General features: G+C 65.6%; 11 protein-coding genes. 7 read left to right on the top strand and 4 right to left on the bottom strand.

The window, feature by feature from the left end; genetic code table 11:
* A partial coding sequence (locus ACT4OC_RS24345; protein ID WP_444841595.1) for an alpha/beta hydrolase family protein occupies positions 1–690 on the bottom strand: 690 nt, incomplete at its 3' end.
* A 257-nt stretch (positions 691–947) separates the two neighbouring features.
* Here ACT4OC_RS24345 and ACT4OC_RS24340 point away from each other — a divergent pair.
* Genes ACT4OC_RS24340 through ACT4OC_RS24330 form a run of 3 tightly spaced genes read left to right on the top strand, consistent with a single transcriptional unit; the run spans position 948 to position 4,493 of the window.
* Positions 948–2,336, top strand: coding sequence for a class II 3-deoxy-7-phosphoheptulonate synthase (locus tag ACT4OC_RS24340; RefSeq protein ID WP_444841594.1), 1,389 nt, complete (start codon positions 948–950; stop codon positions 2,334–2,336).
* A gap of 3 nt (positions 2,337–2,339) precedes the next feature.
* Positions 2,340–2,693: a diacylglycerol kinase gene (locus ACT4OC_RS24335; protein WP_444841593.1), complete on the top strand. Its 354-nt coding sequence runs from the start codon at positions 2,340–2,342 to the stop codon at positions 2,691–2,693.
* 45 nt (positions 2,694–2,738) lie between these two features.
* Positions 2,739–4,493: an NAD+ synthase gene (locus ACT4OC_RS24330; protein ID WP_444841592.1), complete on the top strand. Its 1,755-nt coding sequence runs from the start codon at positions 2,739–2,741 to the stop codon at positions 4,491–4,493.
* Between the two features lie 125 nt (positions 4,494–4,618).
* Here the strand turns inward: ACT4OC_RS24330 and ACT4OC_RS24325 are convergent, their stop codons facing one another.
* The gene (locus ACT4OC_RS24325; RefSeq protein ID WP_444841591.1) at positions 4,619–5,830 is read right to left on the bottom strand and encodes a DUF2865 domain-containing protein; all 1,212 of its coding nucleotides are present in this window, start codon (positions 5,828–5,830) and stop codon (positions 4,619–4,621) included.
* Positions 5,831–5,969: 139 nt separating this feature from the next.
* Entirely contained in the window at positions 5,970–6,290 is a 321-nt protein-coding gene (locus tag ACT4OC_RS24320; protein WP_444841590.1) for a hypothetical protein, read from the bottom strand.
* A gap of 291 nt (positions 6,291–6,581) precedes the next feature.
* Between ACT4OC_RS24320 and cysS the strand changes: the two genes are divergently transcribed.
* The 3 genes from cysS (at position 6,582) to cimA (ending at position 10,213) form a co-directional block, all read left to right on the top strand.
* Positions 6,582–7,994: a cysteine--tRNA ligase gene (gene cysS, locus ACT4OC_RS24315; RefSeq protein WP_444841589.1), complete on the top strand. Its 1,413-nt coding sequence runs from the start codon at positions 6,582–6,584 to the stop codon at positions 7,992–7,994.
* A gap of 117 nt (positions 7,995–8,111) precedes the next feature.
* Complete coding sequence (locus tag ACT4OC_RS24310) at positions 8,112–8,618, top strand: GNAT family N-acetyltransferase (RefSeq protein ID WP_444841588.1); 507 nt, start codon at positions 8,112–8,114, stop codon at positions 8,616–8,618.
* Entirely contained in the window at positions 8,615–10,213 is a 1,599-nt protein-coding gene (gene cimA, locus ACT4OC_RS24305) for a citramalate synthase (protein ID WP_444841587.1), read from the top strand. Before ACT4OC_RS24310 ends, cimA begins: the two co-directional genes overlap by 4 nt.
* Before the next feature lie 106 nt (positions 10,214–10,319).
* Here the strand turns inward: cimA and ACT4OC_RS24300 are convergent, their stop codons facing one another.
* Complete coding sequence (locus tag ACT4OC_RS24300; RefSeq protein ID WP_444841586.1) at positions 10,320–10,496, bottom strand: hypothetical protein; 177 nt, start codon at positions 10,494–10,496, stop codon at positions 10,320–10,322.
* Positions 10,497–10,642: 146 nt separating this feature from the next.
* Between ACT4OC_RS24300 and ACT4OC_RS24295 the strand changes: the two genes are divergently transcribed.
* Positions 10,643–11,017, top strand: a complete 375-nt coding sequence (locus ACT4OC_RS24295; RefSeq protein WP_444841585.1) for a VOC family protein — start codon at positions 10,643–10,645, stop codon at positions 11,015–11,017.
* The last annotated feature ends 369 nt before the right edge of the window (positions 11,018–11,386 follow it).

Raw genomic sequence — 11,386 nt, 5'->3', positions numbered from 1 at the left:
CGCGCGCAGCGGGCCCTTGTAGTTGTGGAAGTTCTCGCGGGTATCGAGCGTGGAGTCGCCGAACAGATAGCGCTCCTTCATCACCCAGCCGACCCATTGCAGGAAGGCGTCCTTCGGCAGGTCCATGCCGAGGCCCGCCCAGCCCGGCATGTAGCCGAACACCTTGGTCAGCGGCACGCCGACGAAATTCAGCATGGCGTAGACGCGGTAGCACTCGGGCGAGGCCATCAGCTTCCAGTAGCCGGCTTGCGCGGCGATGAAGAGCGCCCGCGAGATTTCCTTGTTGTTCGGCAATAGGCCCAGCGCCTGGCCGCCGAAGGAGTGGCCGACATAGGTGAGGGGCATGTTGCCGTAGCGATCGCGCATCCATTGCACGGCTGAGGTGATGTCCTTGGCGGCCCAGTCGGACATCGAGGCCTTGAAGCCGACCAGCGAGCGCGGCTGGTTGTAGCCGGTCACCGCCTTCTGCCTGGAATCGCCGGTGCCGCGGTAGTCATAGGTCAGCACCGCGCAGCCGCGGCGGGCGAGATAGCCGGCAAAGCCGCTATAGAGCCTTCGCGGCACGGCTGTAGCGGAATTGATCAGCACGGCATGGCTGCGCTTGCCGGTGCGGGGCAGGAAGAGGGTCGCGCCCAGCGGATAGCGGTCGGCCGCCGGCACGATGATGTCGTCGGCAAAGACATCGTCCAACCCAGCCTCGGCCACTCGACTACCCCCACAACTTCTCGCTCGCCGCTTTAACAAATGCGAATTCAGCTTTTGCCGCAAGGGCTTGACCTGACAACCTTAAATCCTTGTGGCAGAGTGTTGCCGGCCTGTGTATAACCCGGCCCTCGCAACCGCTCTCCCGGCTACGCCGAGGCTTCGCCGTGGTCCCCCACTTTTGGTCCCGCCGAAGCTTTAGCGAAGGCGGATAAGTGGCGGTTTTTGCTCAGGAGTTGACGATCATGGCCGAGCGGTGGACGCCCGACAGCTGGCGCGGCAAGCCGGTGTTGCAGATGCCAAATTACGCCGATGCCGTGGCGTTGGCCGACGTCGAGGCGCAGCTTGCGACCTTTCCGCCGCTGGTGTTCGCGGGCGAGGCCCGCAACCTGAAGAAGGCTCTGGGGCGCGTGGCCAGAGGCGAGGCGTTCCTGCTCCAGGGCGGCGACTGTGCGGAGAGCTTTGCCGAGCACGGCGCCAACAACATCCGCGACTTCTTCCGCGTCTTCCTGCAGATGGCTGTCGTGCTCACCTATGCCGGCGCGCTGCCGGTGGTGAAGGTCGGCCGCATCGCCGGGCAATTTGCCAAGCCGCGCTCCTCGCCGACCGAGAAGGTCGATGGTGTCGAGCTGCCGAGCTACCGCGGCGACATCATCAACGACATCGCCTTCACGGAAAGCGCGCGCACGCCCGATCCCCAACGTCAATTGATGGCCTACCGGCAATCGGCGGCGACGCTGAACCTGCTCCGCGCCTTCGCGACCGGCGGGTACGCCAATCTCGGCAGCGTGCATCAATGGATGCTCGGCTTCCTCAAGGATTCGCCGCAGTCCCGCCGCTACAAGGAGCTGGCCGACCGCATCTCCGAGGCGCTCGATTTCATGCGCGCTTGCGGCCTCGACCTCGAAGCCCATCCGGAGCTGCGCGCCACCGATTTCTACACCAGCCACGAGGCGCTGCTGCTCGGCTACGAGCAGGCGCTGACCCGCGTCGATTCCACAACCGGCGACTGGTACGCGACCTCCGGCCACATGATCTGGATCGGCGACCGCACCCGCCAGCTCGATCACGCGCACGTCGAATATTTCCGCGGCATCCGCAATCCGATCGGCCTGAAATGCGGCCCGTCGCTGAAGCCGGAGGAGCTCCTCAAGCTGGCCGACATCCTCAACCCCGACAACGAGCCGGGCCGCCTGACGCTGATTACGCGCTTCGGCCACGAGAAGGTCGGCGAGCATCTGCCCGGCATGGTGCGCGCCATCCAGCGCGAGGGCCGCAGCGTGGTGTGGTCGTGCGATCCCATGCACGGCAACACCATCACCTCCAACACCGGCTACAAGACGCGGCCGTTCGACCGCATCCTCTCCGAAGTGAAGACCTTCTTCAGCGTGCATGCGGCCGAAGGCACCCATGCCGGCGGCATTCACCTGGAGATGACCGGGCAGGACGTCACCGAATGTCTCGGCGGCGCGCGCGCCATCACGCATGAGAATCTCAGCGACCGCTACCACACGGTGTGCGATCCCCGCCTCAATGCCGAACAGTCGATCGACCTCGCGTTCCTGATCGCCGAGTTGCTCAAGCAGGAGCGCGCGGGCAGGGCGCAGCCGATGCCGGCCGCAGCAGGGCTTTGAAATTTGCTGCGACTATGGCGGGCCACCATCAACACGCGTAACGGGCTCGCCTTCGCGATCCGCTCGGAGCAGGCCGTCCGCGAGGAGGTTTTCGCGCTCGTGCTTTCGATCCCGCTGGCCTGGCTGGTCGGCGCCACCGTGATGCGCCGGGTGGAACTGGTCGCGGCCGTCGCGCTTGTCCTTGTCGTCGAGCTGCTCAATACCGCGATCGAGAAGCTCGCCGACCGGCTCACCATGGACCGCGACCCCAAAATCGGCCAGGTCAAGGACATGGGTTCGGCGGCAGTCGGCGTCGCGCTCCTGATGGCGGGGCTGTTCTGGCTGTTTGCCATCGCCGAACGCATGGGCCTGATCTAAAAACAGCTGTTTGCAGTTGGCTCTTGTGCGGGGCAACATCGCGTCATGAACAAGACTTCCGAATTCAGGATCACGCTGGCCCAGCTCAACCCGACGGTGGGTGACGTCGCCGGCAATGCTGCGAAAGCCCGCGCCGCGCGCGAAAAGGCGCAAGCAGACGGCGCCGATCTCGTCGTGCTGCCGGAATTGTTCATAACAGGCTATCCGCCGGAAGACCTCGTGCTCAAACCCGCATTCCAGGCCGCCTGCCGCGAGGCGGTCGAGGCGCTGGCGCGGGAGACCACGGATGGCGGCCCCGCCGTGCTGATCGGCACGCCCTGGGTCGAGGACGGCAAGCTCTATAACGCCTGCGCGCTGCTCGAAGGCGGGCGCATCGCCGCGCTGCGCTTCAAGGCGAATTTGCCGAACTACGGCGTGTTCGACGAAAAGCGCCTGTTCGCGCGCGGGCCCGCGGCCGGCCCGGTGACGGTAAAGGGCGTGCGGGTCGGCGTGCCCATCTGCGAGGACATCTGGCTCGAGGAGTCCGAGGACTACGAGAACGTCGTCGAGTGCCTTGCGGAAACCGGCGCGGAAATCCTCGTCGTGCCCAACGGCTCGCCCTATGCGCGCGACAAGCAGGATATCAGGCTTTCGGTTGCGGTTGCCCGCGTCACCGAGAGCGGGCTGCCGCTGGTTTATCTGAACCAGGTCGGCGGCCAGGACGAGCTGGTGTTCGACGGCGCCTCCTTCGCGCTGAACGCCGACCTGTCCGTCGCCTGCCAGCAGCCGTGCTTCGTCGAGGACGTCGCGACGCTGGTCTTTCGCAAGGACGCCGGCGGCTGGCGCTGCTCGGGGCCCGTGACGCCGCTGCTCGAAGGCGACAAGGGCGATTACGCGGCGTGCGTGCTGGGCCTGCGCGACTATGTCCGCAAGAACGGATTCCCGGGCGTGCTGCTCGGCGTCTCCGGCGGCATCGATTCGGCCTTGTGCGCGGCGATCGCAGTCGACGCGCTCGGCGCCGACAAGGTGCGCGGCATCATGCTGCCCTTCAAATACACCGCGCAGGTCTCGCTGGACGATGCGGCGAAGCTGGCGAAGGCGCTTGGCATCCACTATGAGATCCTGCCCATCGCCGACGCCGTCAATGGCTTCGAAAAGATCCTGTCCGCGCCCTTCGCAGGCCTGCCGCGCGACATCACCGAGGAGAATCTGCAGGCGCGCACCCGCGGCACGCTGCTGATGGCGCTTTCCAACAAGACCGGCGCCATGGTGGTGACCACCGGCAACAAGTCGGAAATGTCGGTCGGCTACGCCACGCTCTACGGCGACATGAACGGCGGCTTCAACCCGATCAAGGACATTTACAAGACCGAGGTGTTCCGTCTCTCCAGCTTGCGCAATTCATGGAAGCCGGATTTCGCGCTCGGCCCGTCCGGCGAGGTGATCCCGCCCAACATCATCACGCGCCCGCCGACGGCGGAGCTGCGCGAGAACCAGACCGACCAGGATTCGCTGCCGCCCTACGACGTGCTCGACGGCATCCTCGAGCGCCTCGTCGAGCGCGAGATGCCGCTGGCCGACATCGTTGCCGCCGGCTTCGACAGGGAGGTGGTGGCGCGGATCGATCGCCTGCTCAACATCGCCGAATACAAACGCCGCCAGGCCGCGCCCGGCGTCAAGGTGACCGAGAAGAATTTCGGCCGCGACCGCCGCTATCCCATCACCAACCGCTTCCGCGACAACGGCAAGCCGCTGCCCGCGCCCGACGACACGCTGGTCTCGCGCGCCGGCAAGGTTTCGGCCGAAGCGTTCGACGGATAGGCGACTTTGGGTTTCAGCGCTCGCCCGTCATTGCGAGGAGCGAAGCGACGAAGCAATCCAGCTTTCTTGCTGCGGCAAAAGCTGGATTGCTTCGCTTCGCTCGCAATGACGGCGGATGGCCGCGCTCAGCGCGTCGTCGTGTTGTTGTTCGGAATGAAGGTCGGGCCGACCGAGCGGATCGGCTTGTCCTTGCCATCCGCGGGCGGCGATGCCGGTGCTGCCGGCGGCGCGCTCGCCGTCGTCGCCGGAGCCGCGCCTTTCTTGCCCGCGCCCTTGGGCTGCTGCGCCTGCATCTTCTGCTGCTGCATCTTCCTGGCGCTCTCTTCGGTGACGATGATGTCGCCCTGCTGATCCAGCATGGCCTTGTCGTCCACCGACTTCAGCGCGTCGGACCAGGTCTGTCCCGCCGCCTTGCAGGAGCAGGCCGGATCGTGCGAGGCGCGGAACTTGAAGGCGGTCGGCAGCGCCGTGTAGGGCTGGCCCGTGGTCGATACCGCCTGGTTCATGTCGCCGCCCGGATTGGGATAGGCATAGAGATTGGCTTCGGTCGCCGGGCACAGCGACTTGCAGGTCCTCTCGTCGTCGGCAAAGCGCGCCGCCACCGTGGCGAACGAGACCGGGAAGTAGGCGCCGTCGCAGGTGCGCACGCACACCGTGCGATAGGTGCCGGACATCGAGCCGGGATCGCCGCCGGGCGGCGCGGGCATGGCGTTGCCGAACAGGCCGCCGAGGAAGCCGCCCGGGCCTCCGCCCTGGTCGCGCAATGCCGCCGCATATTGCGGGCCGCAATTGTTCTGCGCCAGCGCCGTCAGCACCGAGCGGCGCTGGTTCTCGCGGTCGGCGCCGCCCAGCCCGCCGCTGCGCAATTGCTCCAGGCTGGTGTTGATCTGGTCGAGATTGCCGCGCATCCGCTGGATCTGGTTGTTGACCGGACCGCATTGCGCCGAGTTCTGGTTGAACAGCGAGAAAAAGCCTGAGCTTTCGCAGCCCATGCGCTTGGCCTGCGAGGTGACGCGGTCGAGCTCGGCCTGCTGGCGCGCCTGCGCATCCTGGTAGCGGCGGATCTGCTCGTCCTTGGCCGGATCCCCGGTGCCGGTGCCGCGGTCGATGGTGGAAAGCTGCATCTCGAGCCGCTGGCACATCGGATTGCCCGGCGGAGGGCCGGCCTGCGCCGGACCGCCCGGCATCTGGGCAAAACTGTCGTTCACTTGAGCTGCGCTTTCGCCCGGGAGCGCCACGGGGGCGGCAAGCAGGGCGCAGGCGAGGAGCCACCGGGAGAGGGGATTGGTCAGCGTTTGCAGCATATCCGGCCATTGAACGATTTCGCGGGCGGCCATTAGGCCTGAGCGCGCGGCCGACGCAAAATCCAGCGCGCGGCCATGGCAGACTTCCTAGCCGCTTCCGTGGGCAGCGTCACGTCGTTTTGGCGGCGCCGGTGTGGCGGTGCCAACGGATTACCGCGGAAAACGCCCGGTTTCAGCGCTCGCAGGTGATGGCGACGTATTCATTGCAGCCGGAGTGGCCGCAGCGCTCGGTCACATTCCTGGGAACGGCGCCGGTGATCTCGTCGGGATCGACGCGCCGATACGACACCGCCTGCGCGAAATCCCGCTGCTGGCAATAGGCGCGAGCGGCATGGGCGCCGCATTTGTCGCCCTTCGCCAGGCACTGGTCGACGCCATAGCCGTCGGCCTGGTTGGCAATGATGAACACGCGGGTGTCGGCGAAGGCCGCCGAGCCGGCGAGGGCGAGCGCGCCGGCGAGAAACGCCTCAAATAATGCCTTGGGGAATCGCATGCGGGACCGATCGAGTGGAGGAAACCAGACACTCGATAAACCCCAATGGTTAAGAATGATTAACCATACGACAACCGGCGCGGAGGCGCCGTTTGGGTGCCAAAAGCGGCCAAAACGGGGCGGTTCGGCCTTGACGCGGCGAGGCGGCTGGCCCAAAGGTAGCCGCATGAACGGCCACCTCGATATCTGCGCCATTTGCCGCGAGATTATTAGCTAGCGATTCGCTGGCTGAGGCCGTCTTTTCTCTCATTCGAGATTGTTGGACGCCCGGCCGCCACCGGACGGAGTCCCATGCAATTGCGCTTCTACGATACGCTGACCCGGGAAAAGCGGCCCTTCGTGCCGCTCGATGCCAATAACGTCCGCATGTATGCCTGCGGGCCGACGGTCTACGACTACGCCCATATCGGCAACGGCCGGGCGGCGATCGTGTTCGACCTCCTGTTCCGCGTGCTGCGCCATCGCTATGGCGCCGATCATGTCACCTATGTCCGCAACATCACCGACGTCGACGACAAGATCAACGCGCGGGCCGCACGCGACTATCCCGGCTTGCCGCTGAACGAGGCGATCCGCAAGGTCACGGAAGAAACCTACAAGCAGTATCAGGACGACGTCACCGCCCTCGGCTGCTTGCCGCCGACGGTGCAGCCGCGCGCGACCGAGCATATTCCGGAGATGCGCGCGATCATCGAGAAGCTGATCGCCGGCGGCTTTGCCTATGTCGCCGAGGACCACGTGCTGTTCTCGCCGCAGGCGATGAATGCCGCGAATGCGGTCCTGCCGCGCTACGGCGCGCTGGCAAAGCGCTCGCTCGACGAAATGATCGCCGGCGCCCGCGTCGATGTTGCGCCCTACAAGCGCGACGTCACCGACTTCGTGCTGTGGAAGCCGTCAAAGCCCGGCGAGCCGTCATGGCCGTCGCCATCAGGCATCGCAGCCCCCGGGCGTCCGGGCTGGCACATCGAGTGCTCCGCGATGGCGTGGAAGCATCTCGGCGAGCGCTTCGATATCCATGGCGGCGGCATCGATCTGGTGTTCCCGCACCATGAGAACGAGCTGGCGCAGACCTGCTGCGCCTTCCATGCCGACCGCATGGCGAATTTCTGGATGCACAACGGCTTCCTGCAAGTCGAAAGCGAGAAGATGTCGAAGAGCCTCGGCAACTTCTTCACCATCCGCGATCTGCTGGCCGACTGGCCCGGCGAGGTGCTGCGCCTGACCATGCTGAAGACGCACTATCGCTCGCCGCTCGATTGGACGCTGAAGAACGCGGAGGAGAGCGCGAAGACGCTGGACGACTGGTACGCCGCCGCGGCCGATGCTACCGGCGGCGAACCTGCGCCTGCCGCGGTCGAAGCGTTGTCCGACGATCTCAACACCGCCCAGATGCTGGCGGCGCTGCACGCGCTGCGCCATCAAGCCAACACCAGCGAGAAAGATCGCGCCGATTTCGCCGCGACGCTGCGCATGCTCGGCTTCCTGTCGCAATCGGCAGCGGACTGGAAGGGCCGCAAGCAGCAGGCAAGCGGCATCGACCCCGCGCGGGTGGAGACCCTGATCGCCGACCGTGCCGCCGCGCGCGCGCGCAAGGATTTCAAGGAGTCCGACCGCATCCGCGACGAGCTTGCCGCCATGGGCGTTCTTCTCAAGGACGGCAGGGACAAGGACGGCAAGCCGTTGACGACATGGGAGATGGCCTGATGACGAAACCCGACACACCTTTCCCGAAACACTGGCGCTATTACATCTTCATCAAATGGGCGGTGATCATCGCTGCTGCATTACTTGTCCTGAAACTGTTCGGAGTGTTTTGACGCGATGGGTCAGTCGCTGCCCAAACCTGCGCTGCGGCCGTATCTGGCATCGGACACGGCGATGCTGGCGCAGATCTTCGTCGCCGCCATTCATGAGCTGACCGGCGACGACTACAACGAGGCGCAGCAGCAGGCCTGGGCCGTGGCGGCCGAGGACGAGGACGCTTTCGGCAACAGGCTCGCGGGCGAGTTGACGCTGATCGCGACCGTGCAGAACTCGCCGGTCGGCTTCGCTTCGCTCAGGGGCAACGAGACCATCGACATGCTCTATGTGCATCCGAGCGTGGCCGGGCAGGGCGTCGGCGCCATGCTGGTCGATGCGCTGGAAAGGCTTGCGGGCGCGCGCGGCGCCAAGACGCTTTCGGTCGATGCCAGCGACACCGCGATCGATTTCTTCAGAAAGCGCGGCTACGTCGCCAGGCAGCGCAATTCGGTTCCCCGCCACGGCGAATGGCTCGCCAACACCACGATGCAGAAGCAGCTTTCGCCTTCTGCCGGAGCTTCCTCATGAGCCGCGAACGCCTCTATCTCTTCGACACGACGCTGCGCGACGGCGCGCAGACCAATGGCGTCGACTTCACGCTGCACGACAAGAAGATGATTGCCGAAATGCTGGACGGGCTCGGCATCGACTATGTCGAGGGCGGTTATCCCGGCGCCAATCCCACCGACACCGAGTTCTTCGCCGTGAGGCCGACGCTGAACCACGCGCGCTTCACCGCGTTCGGCATGACCCGCCGGCCCGGCCGCTCCGCCTCGAACGATCCCGGCCTTGCCGCGCTGATCGAGGCCAGGGCCGATGCGATCTGCTTCGTCGCGAAGTCCTCTGCCTATCAGGTGCGGGTGGCATTGGAGACGACCAACGAGGAGAACCTCGCCTCGATCCGCGACAGCGTCGCGGCGGCGAAAGCCGCCGGTCGCGAGGTGATGGTCGACTGCGAGCATTTCTTCGACGGCTACAAGGAGAACGCCGACTACGCGCTGGCCTGCGCCAAAGCCGCCTACCAATCCGGTGCGCGCTGGGTGGTGCTCTGCGACACCAATGGCGGCGCGATGCCGCACGAGGTCGAGAGCATCGTCACTGCGGTGACGAAACACATCCCCGGCAGCCATGTCGGCATCCACGCCCATAACGACACCGAGCAGGCGGTGGCCAATTCGCTGGCCGCCGTGCGCGCCGGCGCCCGGCAGATCCAGGGCACGCTCAACGGCCTCGGCGAGCGCTGCGGCAACGCCAATCTCTGCTCGCTGATCCCGACGCTGCGCCTGAAGCAGGAATTTGCCGACCGCTTCGAGATCGGCGTCAGCGCCGAACAGATGGGCGGCCTGATGAAGGTCTCGCGCACGCTCGACAACATGCTCAACCGCGCGCCCAACCGGCACGCGCCTTATGTCGGCGAGAGCGCCTTCGTCACCAAGACCGGCATCCATGCCTCCGCCGTGCTGAAGGACCCGCAGACCTACGAGCATGTCGCGCCGGAATCCGTCGGCAATCACCGCAAGGTGCTGGTCTCCGACCAGGCCGGCCGCTCCAACGTCATCGCCGAGCTCGAGCGCGCCGGCATCGCCTTCGACAGGAGCGATCCCAAGCTGACGCGCCTCGTCGAGGAGATGAAGGAGAAGGAGGCGGCGGGCTACGCCTACGAGTCCGCCGACGCCTCGTTCCAGCTCCTGGCGCGCCGCGTGCTCGGCCGGGTGCCGGAATATTTCAAGGTCGAGCAGTTCGACGTCAATGTCGAGCAGCGCTACAACGCGCTCGGCGAGCGCGTCACGGTCGCGATGGCGGTGGTGAAGGTGGACGTTGCCGGCGAGCGGCTGATCTCCGCCGCGGAAGGCAACGGCCCCGTCAACGCCCTCGACGTCGCGCTGCGCAAGGATCTCGGCAAGTACCAGAAATACATCGAGGGCCTGAAGCTGATCGACTACCGCGTGCGTATCCTCAATGGCGGCACCGAGGCGGTCACGCGCGTGCTGATCGAGAGCGAGGACGAGAACGGCGACAGCTGGACCACCGTCGGCGTCTCCCCGAACATCATCGACGCCTCGTTCCAGGCGCTGATGGATTCGGTGGTCTACAAGCTGGTGAAATCGGGCGCGCCGGCTTAGGCATTCGCCGTTTCCGTCATAGCGAGCGAAGCGAAGCAATCCATCTCTCGGCTCGCTGAGACATGGATTGCTTCGTCGCTTTCGCTCCTCGCAATGACGGTTTTGGCTACGACGCCCTTCTGTGCGGCGGCGTCACGCCGTCGAGCCAGTCCTGCTCCCTCGCCAGTGCCAGCCAGCCGGCCTCCATCAGCTTGTAGCGCCTGTAGGTCGGCGCGTCCTTGGCGCGCTCGGCAAGCTCGGCGCAGTTCTCTGCATTGTCGAGGAATTTCTGGGATTGCGTCATGGTAATTACTCCTACGCGGCAGGACGTAGGAAGTTCCATCGGGCATTTCCACGAAACTTCCATGACCATTGCGCCACGCTCATGAACGCCTGTTCATGCGGTCATTCGTGTTCCATACTTGAATTGCAGAACGCTGGACCCGGGCCATGATCGACCACATCTCCGTCGCCGTCCGCGACCTCGATCGCGCCGCGCGCTTCTATGAAGCCGCACTCGCGCCGCTCGGCCTTGCGCGCCTCGTGGCGCGGCCGGCGACGCTCGGCTTCGGCAAGGCCTATCCGGAGTTCTGGATCAACCTGCGCGCCGCCATGAGCGCGGTCGGCGAGGGCAGTGGCGTGCACATCGCGCTGCGCGCGCGATCGACCGCCGATGTCGATGCCTTCCACGCCGCAGCCCTCGCCGCCGGCGGCCGCTGCGACGGCCCGCCCGGCATCCGCCCGCACGACCGCGTCAAATACTACGCCGCCTTCGTCACCGACCCCGACGGCAACCGCATCGAAGCCGTGACGTTTCCGGGGTAGGGAGTGAGCGCGTAAACGTGCGTCTTGCTCCGCTGTCGTCCCTGCGAACGCAGGGACCCATACGCCGCGGCCGTTGTGGTTGAAACGAGCTGCTGGCCGGCTTTCTTTGAAGCAACCACTCCCGGTGGTTATGGGTCCCTGCGTTCGCAGGGACGACAGCGGAGGGCGGGGCGCGCAGTGTTGCAAATCCGACACGACGGGCACATCGCCTTCGGTTTGCCGGAATCGTGTCAAGTCCTCCCGGCAAAAATATTTCTCTTTACCGGAATTCCGATTTACGTTATACGTCTCCCCAGCCCGTGCCACCGTGAGGGACGTTTCGCGATCGTCACGAAACGTGGTGCGGGTTGCGATGGGCCGCTTGCTGCG

The sequence above is a fragment of the Bradyrhizobium sp. genome (assembly GCF_052389815.1).
Lineage (GTDB): Bacteria > Pseudomonadota > Alphaproteobacteria > Rhizobiales > Xanthobacteraceae > Bradyrhizobium.
Note: the sequence above shows the minus strand (reverse complement) of the source record. Positions and strands in the feature narration are given on the sequence as shown.

Excerpts from the sequence above, each read along its gene's own strand:
- ACT4OC_RS24340 (WP_444841594.1), top strand. The coding sequence starts at position 948 with ATGGCCGAGCGGTGGACGCCCGACAGCTGGCGCGGCAAGCCGGTGTTG.
- ACT4OC_RS24330 (WP_444841592.1), top strand. The coding sequence starts at position 2,739 with ATGAACAAGACTTCCGAATTCAGGATCACGCTGGCCCAGCTCAACCCG.
- ACT4OC_RS24310 (WP_444841588.1), top strand. The coding sequence starts at position 8,112 with ATGGGTCAGTCGCTGCCCAAACCTGCGCTGCGGCCGTATCTGGCATCG.
- cysS (WP_444841589.1), top strand. The coding sequence starts at position 6,582 with ATGCAATTGCGCTTCTACGATACGCTGACCCGGGAAAAGCGGCCCTTC.
- cimA (WP_444841587.1), top strand. The coding sequence starts at position 8,615 with ATGAGCCGCGAACGCCTCTATCTCTTCGACACGACGCTGCGCGACGGC.
- ACT4OC_RS24325 (WP_444841591.1), bottom strand. The coding sequence starts at position 5,830 with ATGGCCGCCCGCGAAATCGTTCAATGGCCGGATATGCTGCAAACGCTG.
- ACT4OC_RS24295 (WP_444841585.1), top strand. The coding sequence starts at position 10,643 with ATGATCGACCACATCTCCGTCGCCGTCCGCGACCTCGATCGCGCCGCG.
- ACT4OC_RS24300 (WP_444841586.1), bottom strand. The coding sequence starts at position 10,496 with ATGACGCAATCCCAGAAATTCCTCGACAATGCAGAGAACTGCGCCGAG.
- ACT4OC_RS24320 (WP_444841590.1), bottom strand. The coding sequence starts at position 6,290 with ATGCGATTCCCCAAGGCATTATTTGAGGCGTTTCTCGCCGGCGCGCTC.